Source organism: Catellatospora aurea (assembly GCF_042663325.1).
Lineage (GTDB): Bacteria > Actinomycetota > Actinomycetes > Mycobacteriales > Micromonosporaceae > Catellatospora > Catellatospora aurea.
Genome location: NZ_JBHTAC010000014.1, coordinates 132,535 through 152,527, shown reverse-complemented (window position 1 = coordinate 152,527; position 19,993 = coordinate 132,535). Strand labels below are relative to the sequence as shown.

The 19,993-nt window shown below is 73.7% G+C and carries 13 protein-coding genes; 11 read left to right on the top strand and 2 right to left on the bottom strand.

Annotated elements, in window-relative coordinates; translation table 11 throughout:
- Window positions 1–12: 12 nt before the first annotated feature.
- The 4 genes from ACFQO7_RS16475 (at window position 13) to ACFQO7_RS16460 (ending at window position 7,647) form a co-directional block, all read left to right on the top strand.
- Window positions 13–669, top strand: coding sequence for an ABC transporter ATP-binding protein (locus ACFQO7_RS16475; RefSeq protein WP_360520448.1), 657 nt, complete (start codon window positions 13–15; stop codon window positions 667–669).
- A 134-nt stretch (window positions 670–803) separates the two neighbouring features.
- Window positions 804–3,809 carry a hypothetical protein gene (locus ACFQO7_RS16470; protein ID WP_376807134.1) on the top strand — a complete coding sequence of 1,002 codons (3,006 nt, stop codon included), beginning with the start codon at window positions 804–806 and terminating at the stop codon, window positions 3,807–3,809.
- A complete protein-coding gene (locus ACFQO7_RS16465) occupies window positions 3,806–6,772 on the top strand; it encodes an FtsX-like permease family protein (RefSeq protein WP_376807133.1) in 2,967 nt (988 codons plus the stop codon). Before ACFQO7_RS16470 ends, ACFQO7_RS16465 begins: the two co-directional genes overlap by 4 nt.
- An 11-nt stretch (window positions 6,773–6,783) precedes the next feature.
- On the top strand, window positions 6,784–7,647 hold the full coding sequence (locus ACFQO7_RS16460) for an ABC transporter ATP-binding protein (RefSeq protein WP_376807170.1): 864 nt from the start codon (window positions 6,784–6,786) through the stop codon (window positions 7,645–7,647).
- Window positions 7,648–7,778: 131 nt separating this feature from the next.
- Here ACFQO7_RS16460 and ACFQO7_RS16455 read toward each other — a convergent pair whose 3' ends face one another.
- Window positions 7,779–9,365 carry an alkaline phosphatase D family protein gene (locus ACFQO7_RS16455; RefSeq protein ID WP_376807132.1) on the bottom strand — a complete coding sequence of 529 codons (1,587 nt, stop codon included), beginning with the start codon at window positions 9,363–9,365 and terminating at the stop codon, window positions 7,779–7,781.
- Window positions 9,366–9,476: 111 nt separating this feature from the next.
- Here ACFQO7_RS16455 and ftsY point away from each other — a divergent pair, with 111 nt between their 5' ends.
- The 6 genes from ftsY to ffh all read left to right on the top strand — a co-directional run bounded on the left by ftsY (window position 9,477) and on the right by ffh (window position 17,720).
- Window positions 9,477–10,721 (top strand): signal recognition particle-docking protein FtsY, encoded by a 1,245-nt coding sequence (ftsY, locus tag ACFQO7_RS16450; RefSeq protein WP_376807131.1) that lies wholly within the window; start codon window positions 9,477–9,479, stop codon window positions 10,719–10,721.
- 36 nt (window positions 10,722–10,757) lie between these two features.
- Window positions 10,758–11,561 (top strand): aminoglycoside phosphotransferase family protein, encoded by an 804-nt coding sequence (locus ACFQO7_RS16445; protein ID WP_239165823.1) that lies wholly within the window; start codon window positions 10,758–10,760, stop codon window positions 11,559–11,561.
- Window positions 11,562–11,890: 329 nt separating this feature from the next.
- Complete coding sequence (locus tag ACFQO7_RS16440; RefSeq protein ID WP_376807169.1) at window positions 11,891–13,216, top strand: ammonium transporter; 1,326 nt, start codon at window positions 11,891–11,893, stop codon at window positions 13,214–13,216.
- 24 nt (window positions 13,217–13,240) lie between these two features.
- Window positions 13,241–13,579, top strand: coding sequence for a P-II family nitrogen regulator (locus tag ACFQO7_RS16435; RefSeq protein WP_166386781.1), 339 nt, complete (start codon window positions 13,241–13,243; stop codon window positions 13,577–13,579).
- 33 nt (window positions 13,580–13,612) lie between these two features.
- On the top strand, window positions 13,613–15,880 hold the full coding sequence (locus ACFQO7_RS16430; protein ID WP_376807130.1) for a [protein-PII] uridylyltransferase: 2,268 nt from the start codon (window positions 13,613–13,615) through the stop codon (window positions 15,878–15,880).
- A 283-nt stretch (window positions 15,881–16,163) separates the two neighbouring features.
- Window positions 16,164–17,720, top strand: coding sequence for a signal recognition particle protein (gene ffh, locus ACFQO7_RS16425; RefSeq protein ID WP_376807129.1), 1,557 nt, complete (start codon window positions 16,164–16,166; stop codon window positions 17,718–17,720).
- A 273-nt stretch (window positions 17,721–17,993) separates the two neighbouring features.
- Here ffh and ACFQO7_RS16420 read toward each other — a convergent pair whose 3' ends face one another.
- On the bottom strand, window positions 17,994–18,788 hold the full coding sequence (locus ACFQO7_RS16420) for a hypothetical protein (protein WP_376807128.1): 795 nt from the start codon (window positions 18,786–18,788) through the stop codon (window positions 17,994–17,996).
- A gap of 47 nt (window positions 18,789–18,835) precedes the next feature.
- Between ACFQO7_RS16420 and ACFQO7_RS16415 the strand changes: the two genes are divergently transcribed.
- Window positions 18,836–19,918, top strand: coding sequence for an amidohydrolase family protein (locus tag ACFQO7_RS16415; RefSeq protein WP_376807127.1), 1,083 nt, complete (start codon window positions 18,836–18,838; stop codon window positions 19,916–19,918).
- Window positions 19,919–19,993 lie beyond the last annotated feature (75 nt).

Below are 19,993 nucleotides of genomic sequence, written 5' to 3'. Positions count from 1 at the left end.
GGGAGCGCGGCGATGACGTCGTCGCTGGAAGTGGACCGCGTGACGGTGGAGTACACCGCCGGAGCGCCGGTGCTGCGTGACGTGTCCGTGGCGGCCCAGGCGGGCCGCATGCTCGCGGTGACCGGCCCGTCCGGCGCGGGCAAGACGACGCTGCTGCGGGCCATGGCCGGGGTGCTGCGCCCGGTCAGCGGCGCGGTGGCGGTGGACGGCAAGCCGCTGCGCGACCGCGACGACGCGGTGTCGCGCCGGGTGGTGCTCATCCCCCAGGACAACGGCCTCGCCACCATCCTCACCGCGGGCGAGAACGTGCAGGTCGTGCTCGTGGCCAATGGGTTCTCCCCGGAGGACGCCCGCCGGGCCACGGCCGAGTCGCTGGAGCACGTCGGCCTGTCCGCGCAGGCGGGGCAACTCGTCGAGGAGCTGTCCGGCGGCCAGCAGCAGCGTACGGCGATCGCCCGCGGCCTGGCCCTGTCCGGCGCGGTGCTGCTGGCCGACGAGGTCACCAGCGAGCTGGACGCCGCCAACCGCGCCCGCGTGCTCGACCTGCTGCGCGCCGAGGCCGACCGGGGCGCCTGCGTCGTGCTGGCCACCCACGACCTGGAGGCCGCCGCGGCCTGCGACGCCGAACTCCACCTGCTCGACGGCGCTGCCGAGCTGGTCCGCGCCTGACCCCACCCCGGTGCGGACCTGATCGCGCCCGGCGCCACCCCCGGTCAGGCTTGATCACGCCGGGCCCCACCCCTGATCCGCTGCCCGTGGAAGCGCTCCCCGCGCCATGACGGGAATCCCCGAAGAGGTAGCGCATGCTTCGCTTGGTGCTCGGCGTGCTGGCGAGCCGCCGCAGCCAGGCCGTCACCCTGGCCGTGCTCGCCGTGCTGGCGGTCGCCGCCGGGACCGCCGCGCCGCTCTACGCCTCCGCCGCCGACCGCGCCGTGGTCGCCGCCGAGCTGCGCGCGGCCACCGCGGCCGAACGGGCCATCACCTTCACCGCCGAGATCGCCGCGGCGAACGGGTACACCTCCCAGCTCGACAGCCTGCGCGGCCAGGTCGCCGAGCGCACCGACGGCAGCGGGCTGACCGAGATCGTCGCGGTGCACGCCGACGGGCGGGTGCCGGGCGTGTCCCCGGTCGACGCGCCGCTGTCCATGCGCGCGGACGTGTGCGAGCACCTGGTGTTCACCGCCGGGACCTGCCCGGCCGCCGCAGGCGAGGTGGCGATCAGCGAACCCACCGCGCAGCGGCTCGGGCTGAGCACCGGCGGCGAGTTCACCTACCAGGCGCACAAGGCTCCGGAGCCGGTGACGCTGCGCGTGGTCGGGGTGTACGACCCCGCGGGCCCGCTGGCCGGCGGCGACCCGTACTGGGCGGGCCGGGTTGACTACACGCCGCGGCCGCAGCGCGTCGGCAACCCGATGTTCGTCGCCGCGCCGACGGTGGCCGAACTCCAGGCGACCACGCTGGTCGCGACCGTCGACATGGTCGCCGGGGACGAGGCGTTCACGGCCGGCAACCTCGACGGGCTGACCGAGGTGGTCAAGCCGGGGATGGGGCTGGTCGGCGTACGGATCGACAACGGCCTGCCGCGGCTGCTGCAGCGCATCGAGGAGACCCGACAGGTGCTGAGCCTGGCCGCCCCGCTGGGCGCGGTGCAGCTGCTGGTCGTGTGCTGGTTCGTGCTGCTGATGGCGATCGGCTACACCGCCTCGGAGCGCCGCAGCGAGCTGGCGCTGGGCCTGCTGCGCGGAGTGCCGCCCCGGCACCGGGCGCTGCTCGCGCTCGGCCCGACGGCGTTCGTGCTGCTGATCGCGGCTCCGTTCGGGGTGCTGCTGGGCTGGCTGCTGGTGCGGCTGCTGACCTGGGCGACGTTCGCGCGGGCGCAGGACGTGGCGCTCGATCGGGGAGCGCTGCTGGCGGCCGGCGGCACGCTGCTCGTCGTCATGATCAGTGCCGCGGTCGCCGAGCGCCGGGTGTTCTCCGGCTCGCTCATGGAGGGGCTGCGGCAGGTGCCGACCCGGCGGCGACGCCGCGTCGGGCTGGTCGAGCTGGGCGTGGCGGTGGTCGCCCTGGCCGCGATCGGGCAGTCGTACGCCTCGGACAGCCAGGAAGGCGGGCTGCCGCTGCTCGCGCCGCTGCTGCTGGCGATCGTGGTCGGCCTGCTCACCGCCCGGGTGGTGCGCTCCGCGGCGACCCGGTTCGGCGCGTCCCGCCTGCACCGGGGCAAGCTGGCGCACGGGCTCGCCGCACTCCAGGTGGCCCGCCGCCCCGGCGCGGACCGCCTGGTCGCGCTGACCGTCGTCGCGGTGGCCCTGGTCGGATACACCGTGAGCGCGTGGGACGTGGCCGCGAACGCGGCCCGGGAGCGCGCCGAACTGGCGCTGGGCGCGCCACGAGCGCTGACCGTGTACGCCCCGTCGCGTACCGCGCTGCTGACCGCGGTCGCCAAGGCGGACCCGGCGGGAACCTGGGCCATGGCGGTGACCCGCCAGGACGATCCGGACCTGACCTTGCTGGGGGTGGACAGCTCCCGGCTCGCCGCCGTCGCGCTCTGGCCGGCCGGTGCGACCGTGTCCGCGGCCGACGCGGCACGGATGCTGCGTGCCCCGGCGGGCGACCCGGTGATCGTGGCCGGTGGCGGGCTGGAGTTCGAGGTGGAGACCACGGCGGAGTTCGACGGCCCCATGCGGCTGACCGCCGCTCTGGTCGGGCCGGACGGCGCGCCGGTCACCGGCGCGGTCGAGATCGCAGACGGGGCCGGGCGTACGAGCTACCGGCTGGACCTGCCGGCGTGCGCGGTCGCGCCCGGTTGCCGGCTGTACTGGCTGAGTTTCCCCGTCTCACCCGACGGCTTCACGCTGCGCGGCCTGCGCCAGCTCGGCCCGAACCGGGTCCTGCTGGAGGGCCGGGCGATCGGCGCGGCGTCGCGGTGGCGGGCCGACATGGGCGCCGAGCGCGAGGTCACGGTGCTCAACTCCGACGACGGGGTGAGCCTGCGCTACGTGCCCAGCGACCCGCGCCAGATCAGCACCGACATCAGGCTGTACGTGTCCGACGCGCCCGTGCCGCTGCCGGTGGTCGCGGCCGGGCCGCCGTGGCTGGCGCACACCGGCGAGCTGGCCGAGATCGAGCCGCTCCAGGCGCTGCCCCGGCCGGTGGACCTGCGCTGGGTGTCGCCGGTGCTGCCGGGCGCGGGCGCCGACGGGGCCTTGTTCGACCTGCAGAACGCCGACCGGCTCAGCGGCAGCCGGGACAACGCGATCCAGCTCCAGGTGTGGCTGAACGACGCCGCCCCGGCCGACGCGGTGGACCGGTTGCGCGCGGTGGGCCTCGTGCCGGTGCGCGACGAGGCGGTCGGCGAGCGCGTCGACCGCTACCGCGAGCAGGGCGCGGGACTGGCGCTGCGGCTGCACCTGGCCGCGGCGGTGCTCAGCGTGCTGCTGGTGGCGCTGGCCGTGCTCGTGCTCGCGGCGACGGACCGCCGTAACCGGTCGGCCGAGCTGGCGGCCCTGCGTACGCAGGGACTGCCCGCCGGTGCGGCCGCCCGCGCGGGCCGCCTCGGCAACCTCGCGATGATCGGGATCGCCGCGCCGGTGGGTGCGTTGACGGCTGCCGTGGCGTGGGCCGTCAGCGGCCCGGCCCGGCAGATGCTGACCGCCAGCGGCGGGCTGGCACCACCGGGACCCGGTCTGGCGCTGGTCGCGGCAGCGGTCGCCGCGGCGACGCTGGTGCTGCTGGTGGCCGCGCTGACGGCGGGACGTTCTCTGGTCAGGGCCACCACCGGCCGCCCCGGCAACGCGGAGGGACAGCGATGACGGCGCTGCTGTGGGCGATGGTGCGGGCCCGGCGCGGCCTGGCCGTGATCACGCTGCTGCTGACGGCACTGGCCGCGGCCGCCGCCGCGGCGGGACCGCTCTACCAGGACGCGGCCGCCGTGTCGCTGCGCGGCGTCGAGGTCGCCGCGGCCACCGTCGGCGAACGGGTCGTCACCGCGCAGACCTCGGACGACCCGCGCGGTGGCGACCAGCCGCTGCGGCCGTACGTGCCCGGCATGGTCACGCTCAGCGGCACCTCGGCCCAGGTCGTCGTCACCGGCGAGCAGGGCGAGGAGAACGAGCAGGGCATGTTCCTGGCCACCCGGACCGGGATCTGCGAGCACCTGGTCATCGTCCGGGGCCGGTGCGCCACCGGCGAGCGCGAGGTCGTGCTGCGCGTGGACGCCGCCTCCGAGCTCGCCGCGCTACCCGGCCAGGACCTGGAGTTCCGCTCGCCGCCGGCCGGGCCGCAGGACGAGGACCCGCCCCCGCCGGTGCGCCTCACCGTCGTCGGCCTCTACCAGCCGGTCCGGCTCGACGACCCGTACTGGGGCGATCGGCAGGTCCTCACCGGTCTGGATCAGCCCGCCGCGTTCGCCACCGAACGCACCGTGGCGGCCCTCGACGGCAGCCGGATGCGCATGGTGGACCTCCTGATCACCCCGGCGGCGTTCGAGGACACCGACCGGCTGCGCGACGACCTCGGCGACGCCGAGTCGGAACTGGACGCGGGCGGTTTCGGCACGGACACCGAGGTGGACAACCTCATCGCCCGGATCAGCGCCGGCGAGGAGCAGCTGGCGTCGAGCCTGCTGCTGGCGGCCGTGCCGCTGGTGATGCTGTGCTGGCTGGTCCTGTTCATCGCGGTGGCCGGCGGCGTCGAGCAGCGGCGCGGCGAGCTGGGCCTGACCGCGCTGCGCGGCGTGCCCGCCCGGACCCGGTGGTGGCTGGCCACCGCCGAGACGTCCGTGCCGGTGCTGGTCGCCGTGATCCCCGGCTACCTGCTCGGGTACGCCGCGACCGCGCTGCTCGCGGCCGTCGCGCTGCCGGGCTCGCCGCCGGTGTACCTGAACCCGGCGTCGGCGCTGTACACCGCCGTGGCCGTGCTCGGGGCACTGCTGGCCGGGCTCCTCGCGCAGGTGCGGGCGCTGACCACACCGGTGCTCGGTCTGCTGCGCCGGGCCCGGGTGCGCCGCCGCGGCGGCCTGGTCGGCGGCGTCGAGGCGATGGTCGGCGCGCTCGCGCTGGTCGCCGGATACCAGGTCGCGGCGGGCGGGGACACCGGTTCGGGCGGCATCGGGCTGCTCGCGCCGTTGTGCATCGCGCTGGGCCTGGGCTTGGTCGCGGCCCGCGCGGTCGGGGTGCCCGCCGAACGGCTGGGCCGGCGGGCATTGCGCCGCGGGCGGTTGCGCACCGGCCTGGCCGCGCTGACGCTGGCCCGGGGCGGCGGCACGCACTGGGTCGTGGTGCTGCTGACCGTCGTGTTCGGGCTGCTCGGCTTCGCGCTGTCGGCCCGGGACGTGGCCGCGCAGGCCTGGCACGAGCGGGCCGAGGTGCAGGTCGGCGCGGCCCGCGTGCTGCGGGTCGAGACGCTGCCCGCGGCCAGCCTGCTGCACGCGGTGCGGACCGCGGACCCGGACGGCCGGTACGCGATGGCGGCCATGCGGGTCAACGTCAACACCGAGACGAAGATGCTGGCGGTGGACAGCTCCCGGCTCCCGGCGGTGGCGCTGTGGCCGGACGCGTACGGTGCCACGGCCCCGGCCGAGGTGGCGCGGCAGTTGCGGCCAGCCGAGGTCACGCCGCTCTCGCTGACCGCTGCCGAGGTCGAGGCCACCGTCACGCTGGACCGGATCGAGCCGGGCGCCACGGCGGGCCTCACCCTGCGCCTGGTCGGCGTCGGCGGCGCGCAGTCCAGCGTCCGGGTGGAGAAGCTGAAGCCGGGCACGCACGCGTACCGGATCGCCACACCCGCCTGCGCGGCCGGCCCCTGCCAGCTCCGGCAGCTGTCGGTGGACCTGTACACGCCCAAGCGGTACCTGGTCGACCTGACCGTCGGCGATTTGCGCGACCGCACCGGCAAGACGGTGCTCAGCGGCGCGGACCTGGCCGGCCACCACTGGCGGCTGCCGCAGACCAGCGCCGCCCGGCCCGTGCCCGACATCGGCCCCGCGGCCGGTGGCCTGCGGGTGTCGGTGGACAGCGTGCTCACCCCCGACATGCGCGCCTCCGCCGACCCCGCGCCCGACCCGCTGCCCCTGGTCGCCGCCGGCGACCTGCCCCCCGAGCTGCTCGGCGCGGGCGGCACGGTGCGGGTCCCGATCGTCCGCGCGGGCACCCTGCCCCTGGTGCCCCGCCACGGGGCGCACGGCGCACTGGTCGATCTGGAGTACGCCGACCTGCGGGTGGGCGGCGAATCGGACGCCCAGGAACCCGAGGTGTGGCTGGCCGCCGACGCGCCCGCGGACCTCGTCCAGCGCCTGGAGGCCAACGGGCTGAAGGTGCTCGGGGAGCGGGACGCCGCCGGGCAGTTGCACCTCTACGAGGAGCAGGCCCCCGCGCTGGCGATGCTGTTCCTGGCCGCGGCCGCGCTGGTCGGCGTGCTGTTCGCCGCGGGCGGCCTGCTGATCACCGCGGTGCTCGAACGCGGCCGCACCGACGAAGGGCTGGCCGCCCTGCGCGGGCAGGGGGTGCGCGCGGCGGTGCTGCGCGGCGCGGACCTGGGTGGGCGGTTCGCCCTGGTGCTCACGGGCACCCTGATCGGCCTGCTGGCCGCGGCGCTGTCGTGGGCGCTGGCCCGCGGCGTACTGCCGGTGTTCGGCGACGGCGGCACCGCCGTGCCACCGCCCGACCTGCCCGGTCCGCTGGTCACCGCCCCGATCGCGGTGGCCCTGCTGGTGCTGTTGACAACGTGCCTGCTCGCCACGAGGGTGGCGCGCGGGAGCGAAGGAGCGACGTCGTGAAGAACTCCAGCCTGACCGGCCTGGCCGTGGTCTGCCGCCGGGTGGTGCACATCTACCGCGCCGAGGGCGGCGACGTGGTCGCGCTGGCCGGCGTCGACCTGGACATCGCGCCGGGGGAGCGGGTGGCCCTGGTCGGGCCGTCCGGCTCCGGCAAGTCGACGCTGATCGCGCTGCTGGCCGGGCTGATGCGGCCCAGCGCGGGGCGGGTGCAGATCGGCCTGGTCGACATCGGCCGGATCAGCGAGGCCGAGCTGGCCCGGTTGCGCGGCACCGACCTGGGCGTGGTGCTGCAGGGGGCACGGCGCAACCTGCTGCCGTACGCCACCGTGCTCAGCAACGTGTGGCTGGCCCAGCGGCGGGCGGCGCACGTGCGCCCCGCCGATCTGGAGCCGCCGGAGCGCATCCTGGCGCTGCTCGGGCTGACCGGCCTGGGCCACCGCAAGGTGCAGGACCTGCCGCCCGGTGCGGCGCAGCGGGCCGCGATCGCGGTCGGCATGGCGGCCTCGCCCGGCCTGCTGCTCGTCGACGAGCCGACCAGCCAGCTCGACCGGACCGCCCGGGACGAGGTGCTGGCGGCGCTGGAGGCGGTCAACACCGAGCGCGGCACCACCATCGTCGCCGTGACGCACGACCCCGACGTGGGCGCGCGGCTGGGCCGGGCGGTGACCATCCGGGACGGCCGGGTCGGGTCGGAGGGCCGCGACGGGCGCGAGTTCGCGGTCATCGCCGGTGACGGCACCGTGCAACTGCCACCGGATGTGCTGGACGTGCTGCCGCCGGGCACGCTGCTCACGGTCGAGCACGCGGGCGGCAAGGTCACGTTGGTCACGGACGACCACTCGGTGTCGGTGCCGGTCGCCTCCGAGCCCGCCTGACGCCCCCTCCTGGCCGCAACTCTTACAGACTTGCGCCCATCAAGGCCGGTCGAGGCCACAACTCTTTAAAAGTTGCGGCGGCGGGGCCGCGGGGGCGGGAGGGGGTGTCGGGATGATGACAGTGGGGTGGGTCAGCGGGTGAGGTTGTGGCGGAGGACGGGGGACAGGCCGGTGCCGTCGGCGGTGCCCTCGATGACGACCGAGGCGGCGCGGCCGCGGTGGGTGAGCGTGGCCACGGCGCTGCCGAAGTACGGCGGGTCGTAGGCCGTCCAGCGCACCTGCGGGCGGGGCACGCCGAACAGGCGGGCGACCAGCGCGGCCGGGCTGGACAGTGCCCGCCACCAGCCCACCCGCAGCAGCGTGCGCATGACGCCCTGGATGCTCTGGTGCAGGGGCGAGCAGGTGATCTGGTGCACGGTCGCGGTCGCGCCGGGGATCGCGGCGCGGGCGACGTACGAGTGGTGCACGTCGCCGCCGAGCACGCTCACCGTGGCCGGCCCGCGTACGCCCGCGATCAGCGCGGTCAGCTCGTCGAAGGAGTGCCCGACGGCCGCCCAGTGCTCCAGGTCGTACTTCTGGCGCAGCCGCTCCATGCCGGGCCGCTTCGCCGCCAGCACCTCGATGACGGCCTCACCGTGGTGGATCGTCGGCGCGAGCAGCCACGGCAGCGAGCAGGCCAGCACGAGGTGGTCGCAGTCGGCGCGGGCCTGTTCGGCCAGGTCGTCCCAGTGCTCCTGGGGCCACATCCGGCGCTCGGGCCCGTCGATCACCCGGTTGCCCCGGCAGTCGAGCATGACCAGCCGCGTCCGGCCGACGTCGACGGTGTATCCCCACGGGTAGGGGTCCGGCCCGGCCGGGGTGGCGACCCGGGCCGCGAACTCGGTCAGCACCGTGGTGGCGTGCTCGCCGGCCCGGATGCGCGTCCACACCGGGTCGCCGTCGAGCTGGGCCGGGGTCAGGTTGCCGAGGTGCTGGAACAGCCAGTACGAGGCGATGCCGGTGGTGCTGCGCTCGTCCCACCAGGGCTCGCGGCGCACCTCGTCGAGCCAGGCGGCCGAGGAGTTCCAGTCGTCCATGATCTCGTGATCGTCGAAGATCATCACGCTGGGCACGGTGGACAGCAGCCAGCGGACCGGCATCTCGGTCCACGACTCGTGGTAGAGGTGCACGTACTCGGCGAACGTGACGACGTGTCCCTCGGGCGCGGAGCCCGGCCTGGTCTGCTCGGCCAGCCAGCCGCGGGTCGGGGCGGACAGGCCGTCGGCGTAGATCTGGTCGCCGATCAGCGCCAGCAGGTCGGGCAGGTCGGCGTGCCCGTGCCGGGCCTGCGTGAGCAGCCGGTGCCCGAGCGCCTCCAGCGCGTCCGGGTCGTGCCCGGCCTCGGCGTGGGTCTGCGCGCTGGCCTCGCGGCAGGAGCCGAACGCGATCACCGCGTCGGCCTGTCCCGGATCGCGGATGGTGATCACGGAATCGGGGTATCCCGGCAGCGGCCACACGGCCGCGCCGTCGAGTTCGACGGTGTACGAGTTCGCGCCGGTCGGCAGCCCGGCCAGCACCACCAGTCCCACGTGCACCCCGAACGCCTCGAACGTGTCCGACGTCACGCTCGCCTCACCGGCGCGCACCCGCACCCGCGCGGGCTGGTCGGTCTGTACCCAGATGACCGCCTGGTCACCGTCGACGCGCCGCAGGAGGGGGCCGAGGAGGAGGTTCGCCACGCGGACATCCTCCGTGATCGGGACGGTGGTGGCCAGGGCCGGGGCTGTCGTATCGGCGCGCGCGGCCTCCGGTGTGCGCCGGATGCGCCGAGGTTTGAGAGGATGCCCAGCATGAAAGACGCGCTCGTCCCCGTACTCATCGTCATCGGCCTGCTGCTGCTGGCCGGACTGACGCTGTTCCTGGTCCGCCGGCCGGGCCGCGGCACGCTGCCGCAGGCGCCGGAGGGCGAGCGCCCGGGGATCGAGCGCGGGGAGAAGATCCCGCCGAGCGTGATCGCCCCGCCTGCGGAGAAGCCCGCCGCGGAGAAGGCTCCGGAGCAGGCCGTGCCGAGCAAGCCGGCCGTCGTGCCCGCCCCGGCCCCGCCCGCGCCGGTAGAGACGGCCCCGCCGGTCGCGCCGCCGAAGGCCGAGCCGGAGATCGAGAAGCCGGAGCCGACCGCGGGCCGCCTGGTGCGGCTGCGCGCCCGGCTGTCGCGCTCGCAGAACGTCTTCGGCAAGGGCCTGCTCGGGCTGCTGTCGCGCGACCACCTCGACGACGACGCGTGGGACGAGGTCGAGGAGAGCCTGATCAGTGCCGACGTGGGCGTGCAGGCGACCACCGAGATCGTGGCGAAGCTGCGCGAGCGCACCCGGGTGCTGGGCACCCGCAGCACCGCCGACCTGCGCTCGCTGCTGGCCGAGGAGCTCACCGAGGCGCTGGACCCGAAGCTGGACCGCTCGCTGCACACCGGCGTCATGGACGGCAAGCCGTCGGTGATCCTGGTCGTCGGCGTGAACGGCGCGGGCAAGACCACCAGCTGCGGCAAGATCGCCCGAGTGCTGGTGGCCGACGGCCACACCGTGGTGCTGGGCGCGGCCGACACCTTCCGCGCGGCCGCGGCCGAGCAGCTCGCCACCTGGGCCAGCCGGGTCGGCGCGCAGGTCGTGCGCGGTCCCGAGGGCGGCGACCCGGCCGCCGTGGCGTTCGACGCGGTCAAGAAGGGCATCGACGCGGGCGTCGACACCGTGCTCATCGACACCGCCGGCCGCCTGCAGAACAAGGTCGGCCTGATGGACGAGCTGGGCAAGATCAAGCGCGTGGTGGAGAAGCACGGCCCGGTCTCGGAGACCCTGCTGGTGCTCGACGCGACCGCGGGACAGAATGGGCTGAGCCAGGCTCGGGTCTTCACCGAGGTCGCCGATGTCACCGGCGTGGTGCTCACTAAATTGGACGGCACGGCGAAGGGCGGTATCGTGATCGCGGTGCAGCGTGCTCTCGGCATTCCGGTGAAGCTGGTCGGCCTCGGCGAGGGTCCCGACGATCTCGCACCCTTCGACCCCTCGCAGTTCGTCTCGGCCCTGCTGGGCGACGAGTGACGAGCCGACGAGCGACGAGCAGCTGACGAGTCCATGGTGACAGCCCCTTTCCAGGATCCCACCGAGATCCCTCTGCGTGGCGGAAACGTCAGCACGGTGGTGCGGGTCGGCGAGACGGTCCGGCGCAACGCCGGTCCGTGGACGCCGACCGTGCACGCCCTGCTGCGCCATCTCGAGTACGCCGGTTTCACCGGTTCCCCCCGTGCCCTGGGCATGGACGAGCACGGCCGCGAGGTGCTGTCGTACCTGCCGGGTGAGTGCGGGGAGTACCCGCTGGCCCCGCACTGGGTCACCGACGAGGCGCTGGTCACCGTCGCCACCATGCTGCGCATGTTCCACGACGCGCAGGCCGGCTTCCGGACCCCGCCGGGCGGGGTGTGGCGCTCGTTCGGGCCGCCCCCGCCGGACGCGGAGATCATCTGCCACCACGACGCCGCTCCGCACAACGTCATCTGGCGGCCGGACGGCACCCTCGCGATGATCGACTTCGACCTGGCCTCGCCCGGGTCGCGCATCTACGACGTGGCGTACGCCGCCTGGACCTGGGTGCCGATCTTCAGTGACCGGGACTCGATCACGCTCGGCTGGCACCGGCCGGACCGGCCGCGCCGGCTGCGCCTGTTCGCCGACGCGTACGGGCTGATCCCGCGCGACCGGCACCGCCTCGTGCGGACCATCCGCAAGCGCATCGTGGACCACGTCGAGGGCATCCGCCGCCTCGCCACCGCGGGGGAGCCGGCGTTCGTACGGATCGTGCAGAAGGGCCACCTTCGGCGGCCGCTTCGCGACCTTCGGCTGATTGACTACGAGCGGTACACGCTGGAGCACGCGCTGCGCTGAAACGCGCCATGAATGGTCTCCTCACGTGTGAACATTTCTTCACACGTACGAAACAGATCGTGACGTGCCGGAAACCGAGCAGCGTCACTGCGCGAAACAGGGGTTGGCGATGCTGCCCCCCAACCAGCACCGATGGCACTGCGGCGATCGGTCGGGGATGACACGACGAGCGGCCTGTCGACACGGCGGCGCCACGACGGTCGACCTCGGGGCTGGCTGGGAGGAACCCACTCACTTAGGAGGGCAGCGTGCTGCTCGTCGAAGATCCACCGACGATCGACACCGGCAACACAGCGTGGCTGCTGGTCTCGTCCGCTCTGGTGCTGCTCATGACTCCGGGTCTGGCGCTGTTCTACGGCGGCCTGAACCGTGCCAAGGGCGTCCTCAACATGATGATCATGAGCTTCGCCTCGATCGGGCTCGTCTCCATCATCTGGGTCGTCTACGGCTTCACCGCCGCGTTCGGCACCAACGCCAACGCGGACCTGAACGGCTTCATCGGTAACTTCTCCACCTACCTGGGTATGCCGATCGACAAGACCGGCGAGATCTGGTTCCTGGCCGGCGCATCGACGGGCATCCCGACGTACGTGTTCGCCATCTTCCAGATGATGTTCGCGGTCATCACGGTCGCCCTGATCAGCGGCGCGATCTCCGACCGGGCGAAGTTCGCCGGCTGGCTGGTCTTCGCCTTCGGCTGGGTGACCCTGGTCTACATCCCGGTCGCGCACTGGGTCTGGGGCGGCGGCTTCATCGGCGCCAAGATCTTCGCGCTCGACTTCGCCGGTGGCACCGCGGTCCACATCAACGCCGGTGCCGCGGCACTGGGCGTGGCCCTGGTTCTCGGCAAGCGCATCGGCTGGCCGAAGGACAAGTTCAAGCCGCACAACGTGCCGTTCGTCGCTCTCGGCGCCGGTCTGCTGTGGTTCGGCTGGTTCGGGTTCAACGCGGGCTCGGAGCTGACGGTCGACGCCATCACGGGTGTCGCGTTCCTGAACACCCAGGTGGCCACGGCCGCCGGTCTGCTCGGCTGGATCATCGTCGAGTGGTTCCGTGACGGCAAGCCGACCCTGGTCGGCGCGTCCTCCGGCGCGGTCGCCGGCCTGGTCGCGATCACCCCGGCCTGTGGCTTCATCCCGACGCTGCCCGCGGTGCTGCTCGGCCTGGTGGCCGGCGCGGTCTGCGCGCTGGCGGTGGGCCTGAAGTACAAGCTCGGCTACGACGACTCGCTCGACGTGGTCGGTGTGCACTTCGTCGGCGGCTGGATCGGCTCGCTGTTCATCGGTCTGTTCGCCAGCACCGAGCTGAACTCCTTCATCACCACGCTGGGCGGCCAGGACGGCCTGTTCTACGGCGGTGGCGTGACGCAGCTCGGCCGGCAGGCGCTGGCCAGCGGCATCGTGACGGTCTTCTCGTTCGTGGTCGCGGCGCTGCTCGCGTTCGTGATCGACAAGACCATCGGCTTCCGGGTCAAGCCCGAGGCCGAGGTCGAGGGCATCGACGTGGCCGAGCACGCGGAGAGCGCGTACGAGCTGTCGTCCTCGGCGGGCGGCGGCAGCGCCGGCGCCTTCGCTCTGGCCGGTATCGGTACGCCCAAGGCTCCCAAGGCCGATGTGGAAGAGACGGCACCGGCCACCGAAAAGGTGTCCGGCTAAGGTTCCCAGATGGAGGGGTTGAGCATGAAGCTGGTCACCGCCGTCATCAAGCCGTACCAGTTGGACGCTGTGAAGGAGGCTCTGCACGCCATGGGCGTCGCCGGGCTGACGGTCAGCGAGGTCCAGGGTTACGGCCGGCAGAAGGGCCACACCGAGGTGTACCGGGGTGCCGAGTACACGGTGGAGTTCCTGCCGAAGATCCGGATCGAGGTCGTCACGGACGAGCTGGACGTGGAGAAGGTCGTCGACTCCATCGTCACCGCCGCCCGGACCGGCAAGATCGGGGACGGAAAGGTCTGGGTCACCGAGGTCTCCGAGGTGGTCCGGGTCCGCACCGGCGAGCGCGGTCTCGACGCGCTCTGAGATGACAGTCGCAACAACCTGAAAGAGGACCACATGGGCCCGGGGAACGTCGTAGCTTCCGCATCGGACAGCGCGGCGGGCCCCGGGCCCGACTATGCGCGCCTAGCGCTGCGCGAGCCGGGCTCCATCGGCGCGGTCGCCCGGCTCGCGCGGGCCGGGGCGCTCGACGCCTGGCTGCGCCGCCTGCTGCCGGACACCCCCGGCGTCGCCCTGGTGGCCGTCGGCGGCCTGGGCCGCCGGGAGTGCACCCCGCACGGCGACCTGGACCTGATCCTGGTGCACACCGGGGTGCCGGGGATCGACGAGCTGGCGGCCTCGCTCTGGTATCCGATCTGGGACGCCCGGATGGGACTGGACCACTCCACCCGCACCGTCGCCGAGTCGCTCGACGCGGCGCACGACGACGTCAAAGTCGCCCTCGGGCTGCTCGACGCCCGCCACATCGCCGGCGATCCGGCCCTGTCCGCCCAGCTCAGCCGTGCCGCCGTGGACCAGTGGCGGCGCACCGCCCGCCGCCAGCTGCTGCGGCTGCGCGAACTCGTCGAGGAGCGCCACGCCGCCCACGGCGAGTTGGCTTACCTGCTCGAAGGCGACGTCAAGGAGGCCGCCGGAGGGCTGCGCGACGTCGGCGTGCTGCGCGGCATCGGTGTCGCCGGGGTCGCCGACGCGCTGCCGCCCCAGGTGCGCGCCGCCGCGACCCGGCTGCTCGACGTACGCGACGCGCTGCACGTCAGCATCGGCCGGCGCAACGACCGGCTGCGGGCCCAGGAGCGGCTGCAGGTGGCGGAGCTGCTCGGGCTCGCCGACGGGGACGCGCTCCTGCGCCGGATCGGGCTGGACGCGCGTACCATCTCGTGGTCGCTGACCGACGCCTGGCGCTCGGTGCAGCGCTGGAACACCGCCGCCACCCGCGGTGGCGACCCGCGCGCCCGCGAGGCGGTGGCCGTGCGCCGCCCGATCGCCCGCGACGTGGTCGCCGCGGACGGCGAGATCGTGCTGGCCCGAGCCGCCGTCGGCCCCCACCCCGACCCGTCGCTGTCGCTGCGCGTGGCGGCCGCCGCCGCGCAGCACCAGATGCCCATCGCGCGGGCCACCCTGGAGTGGCTCGCCCGGTTCTGCCCGCCGCTGCCGACGCCGTGGCCCGCCTCGGCCCGCACCGCCCTGCTGACCCTGCTCGGCGCGGGCACCGGCCTGGTGGCGGCCTGGGAGGCCTGCGACCGGTTCGGCCTGACCTCGGCCTGGCTGCCGCAGTGGACCCGGCTGCGCGGCACCCCGCAGCACCACCCCGTGCACCGCTTCACCCTCGACCGGCACCTGGTGCAGGCCGCCGCGAACGCGTCCACCTGGTCGCGCGAGGTGGCCCGGCCGGACCTGCTGGTGCTCGGCGCGCTGCTGCACGACGTCGGCAAGGGCCTGCCCGGCGACCACAGCGAGGTCGGCGCGGAGCTGGCCCGCGAGATCGCCACCGCGATGGGCCTGCCGCCCGCGGACGTCGACACGATCGCCACGCTGGTGCGATACCACCTGGTGCTGCCCGACACCGCGACCCGGCGCGACCTGGACGACCCGGCGACGATCAACCACGTCGCCAAGCTCGTCGGGGACACCGGCACCCTGGAGCTGCTGCAGATGCTCGCCCGCGCCGACGCCCAGGCCACCGGCCCGGCCGCCTGGTCGGGCTGGAAGTCCAAGCTCATCGACGACCTGTGCGCGCGGGTGCGCAAGGTGCTCGGCGGCGGCCAGCTGCCCGAACCCACCCTGCCCGACCCGGCGCTGCTGGCCGGGCCGCTGCCCGTGGTGCAGGTCGCCGACGACTGGGTGGCGCTGGCCGCGCACGACCGCGTCGGCCTGCTCGCCGCCGTCGCCGGCTGCCTGGCCACGCACAAACTGGAGATCGTCGCCGCGGGCACGTCCACGATCGGCGAGCGGGCCATCATCGAATGCGCGGTCAACAACAGGTACGGCGCGCCACCCGACCGGGAGCTGCTCGCCGCCGATCTGCGCCGGGTGGGGCTGGACCAGCTCGCGCTGCCGCGCCGGCTCGGCAGCGGGCGCAAGCCGGTGGCCGGGGCCGAGCCGCGGGTCATCTGGGGCGAGGCGACCGGTGCGGCGCTGCTGGAGCTGCGGGCCACGGACTCGCCGGGCCTGCTCTTCCGGGTCACCTCGGCCCTGGCCGAACTCGGCGTCGACGTACGCACCGCCCGCGTCTCCACCCTCGGCGCCGACGTCGTCGACGCCTTCTACCTGGTCGGCGACTTCGACCGCGACGCGGTCGAAGCCGCCGTCCTCGCCGCGGTGTGACCGGCGGCGCGATTCTTGATCGTTCGACCTGCCGGGCACCTGTGCGTATCTTGAGCGCGCTTTCCCACATGTGCCGGGCAAGTCGAGCGATCTTGGGCGATCGGGGACGCTGCGGCCGGGGTGGCGGCCGGCGCGGCCCGGAGGGCGGTTCGCGGGGTCGGGGAGGTGGGTATGCCCGGACCGGGCGGCAGTGGGACCGGCCCGTGGAGGCAGCGGCTACCCTTACCAAGGCTGCCTGTAGCCGCTCATTCAGACGAACTCGAACAATTGGGGATGTTGCGCTGTGTTTGACACCCTGAGCGACCGGCTCTCCGGCATCTTCTCCAAGCTGCGGAGCAAGGGCCGGCTCACCGACGCCGACGTGGACGCCACCGCCCGGGAGATCCGGCTGGCGCTGCTGGAGGCGGATGTCGCCCTGCCGGTGGTGAAGGCCTTCATCTTCCGGCTCAAGGAGCGGGCGCGCGGCGCGCAGGTCTCGCAGGCGCTCAACCCGGCCCAGCAGATCATCAAGATCGTGCACGAGGAGCTGGTCGCGGTCCTCGGCGGGCAGGCGCGGCGGCTCCAGTTCGCCAAGCAGCCGCCCACGGTGATCATGCTGGCCGGTCTGCAGGGTTCCGGTAAGACCACGCTCGCGGGCAAGCTCGCCCGGTGGCTCAAGGCCCAGGGCAACCAGCCGTTGCTGGTCGCCTGCGACCTTCAGCGCCCCAACGCCGTCAACCAGCTGCAGGTGCTCGGCCAGCGCGCGGGCGTCGAGGTGTACGCGCCGGAGCCCGGCAACGGCACCGGCGACCCCGTGCAGGTCGCCAAGGACTCGATCGAGCATGCCCGCCGCCACATGCGCGACATCGTGATCGTCGACACCGCCGGCCGCCTCGGCATCGACACCGAGATGATGGCCCAGGCCGCCGCGATCCGCGACGCGGTCAACCCCGACGAGGTCATCTTCGTCATCGACGCGATGGTCGGCCAGGACGCGGTGGCCACCGCGACGGCGTTCCGCGACGGCGTCGGCATCACCGGTGTCGTGCTCTCCAAGCTCGACGGCGACGCCCGCGGCGGCGCCGCGCTGTCCGTGCGCGAGGTCACCGGCCAGCCGATCCTGTTCGCGTCCACCGGCGAGAAGCTGGAGGACTTCGACGTCTTCCACCCCGACCGGATGGCCAGCCGCATCCTCGGCATGGGCGACGTGCTGACCCTCATCGAGCAGGCCGAGCAGGCCTTCGACGAGGAGCAGAAGGAGAAGATGGCGGCGAAGCTGCTCGGGGGTGAGCAGTTCACGCTGGAGGACTTCCTCGACCAGCTCATCGCCGTACGCCGGATGGGGCCGATCGCGAACCTGCTGGGCATGATGCCGGGCATGGGCCAGATGAAGGACCAGCTGGCCGAGCTGGACGACAGCCACTTCGACAAGGTCACCGCGATCATCCGCTCGATGACGCCGAGCGAGCGCAGCACACCGAAGATCCTCAACGGCTCGCGCCGGGCCCGCATCGCCCGCGGTTCGGGCGTCACCGTCACCGACGTGAACCAGCTGCTCAACCGCTTCGAGCAGGCGCAGAAGATGATGAAGCAGATGGGCGGCATGATGGGCCTGCCCGGCGGCGGCCGCCGCAAGGCGACCAAGTCGCCGAAGAACAAGCGCAAGGGCACCAAGGGCGGCGGCGGTGGCGGCGGTCGTTTCCCGGCCGGCCTGCCCGGCATCGGCGGCATGCCGCAGCTTCCGCCGGGTATGGACCCGGCTGCGCTGGAGCAGCAGATGGGTATGGGCGGCAGCAGCCCGTTCAAGGCCCCGAAGCTCGACTTCGGCAAGCTGATGAAGGGCGACGACAAGGACAAGTAGGTCCTCGCCGCACGGAGTTTTCGAAGATCGCCACCCCAGGGTCCGCTACCGGTCACCCCCCGACGCCGGGCCTGAGGTGGCGATCTTCGTCTGCATGGGATCGATGCATGCAGTCGGGGAGGCGCCGACACAGATGCTGACTGCCATCAACTCAGCTGTGCCGACGCCCCGCGCCTGCATCTATTATCGAACACATGTTCGAACGAAAGCAAGGGATCCTCCTCGATCCACTGCTGCGTCAGCCTCCCGGGTGACCCGCGACCTGTCCGGCCGTCACCGCGGACTGGCTGCGGACTCGCGCGACCGCGCGGAGCCCGACGGATCCGCTGGACCGCCCACGGACAGCGCTGCGCGTAGCCGGGCCAGCTCGGCCTCGGTGCCGATGGCGGCCCGGTGCTCCGGATGGAACGTGTAGTGGTGTACCGCCGCGATCAGGAACACCGTGTTGACGTGGGACAGGTCCACCGGCAGGTTGTGCCAGCGCACCCGGCCCGGCTGGATCTCGCGTACGTAGAAGGTCGTGTCGCCGGGCGCGGGCGGCAGCGCGTCGCCCCGGGCGACGGCGTCCCATCGCACCAGCGTGCGTCGCCAGCCGCCCAGGATCAGGTGATCCGGGGTCAGCCGGACGACCGGCCCGGGGCGCAGCGCGTCGGCGACCATGGTGCCGCCGACCAGCAGCAGCATGACGCCGAGCGGCAGCATGAGGTGGTCGGTGAGTGGCTGCCGCCCGTGGTCGCCCGACTCGGTGACCGGCACCGCGAAGGCCAGCAGGCCGAACATGATGATCCGGCGGCCCGCGAGCGCGGACACGGGCGCGTCGAAGCCGCCGTCGCGCACCATGAACGAGGCGGGCCGGGACCGGTGGCGGCGGGCGAACCACTCGTACGCGGCGTACGGCAGCACCAGCGCGGCCAGCAGCGGCAGCAGGAAGCCGACGAGCAGGGCGAGCGGGTAGCCCAGCCGATCGGGCCCGTACGCCTCCCAGAGGAACGGCTGCGCCTGCCTCAGCAGCACCCCTACGGCGAGCAGGCACAGCGCTACCTGGCGGAACGGGGGCAGGGGCGACATGGCGCACACCCTAACCACCGTGATCAACCGTGTGGCACAGTGCCAGCATGGCGACGGCGCTGCATGTGCGGGGCGTGGTGCTCCCCGACGACGAGGTCCGCGATCTGTGGCTGGTGGGCGACCGGGTGTCGCTGACCCCGGTGCCGGGGGCGCAGACGATCAGCGACGGCGGCTGGGTGCTGCCCGGCCTCGTGGACGCGCACTGCCACATCGGCATCGCGCCCGGCGGGGCCCCGGTGACCAGCCTGGACCAGGCACGGCAGCTGGCGATCACCGACCGGGACGCCGGGGTGCTGGCGATTCGGGACGCGGGCTCGCCGTTCCCGTACGCCGAGCTGGACGACGACCACGACGTGCCGCGGCTGGCCCGCGCGGGGCGGCACGTGGCGCCGCCGCGGCGGTACCTGCCCGAGATCGGGGTCGAGGTGCCCGCCGACCAGGTGGTCGCGGAGGTGACTCGGCAGGCGGCCGCGGGCACGGGCTGGGTGAAGCTGGTCGGTGACTGGATCGATCGCGACCGCGGCGACCTGGCTCCGGCCTGGGACGAGTCTACGCTCACCGCTGCCGTGGCCGCGGCGCATGCCGCCGGGGCGCGGATCACCGCGCACTGCTTCGAGGAGTCGAGCGTCGCGACGCTGGTACGCGCGGGCATCGACTGCGTCGAGCACGGGACCGGCCTGTCGACCGACCTGCTCGACGAGATGGCGCGCCGGGGCACCGCCCTGGTCCCCACGATGATCAACATTGAGACGTTCGGGCACATCGCCGAGCGGGCCGAGGCGAAGTTCCCCGGGTACGCCAAGCACATGCTGGCGCTGCGCGACCGCTTCCCGGCAGTGGTGGCCGCGGCGCACGAGGCCGGGGTGCCGATCTACGTCGGCTCCGACGCGGGCGGCGGCATCGCGCACGGGCTCGCGGCCCAGGAGATGCTGCGCCTGCGCGCGGCCGGCATGTCCGCGCTCGATGTGCTCGCGGCCGGCTCCTGGCGCGCCCGCGACTGGCTCGGCTTCCCCGGCCTCATCGAGGGCGGCCTGGCCGACCTGACCGTCTACGCCGAAGACCCGCGCCGCGATCTGCACACCCTGTTGACCCCCCAACGCATCGTCCTGCGCGGCCACGTCATCCGGTGACCGGTCCCGCCCGCCCTTGATCGTTCGAGTTGCCGGGCAGGTGTGCGTATTTTGAGGGCGTTTTCGCACAGTTGC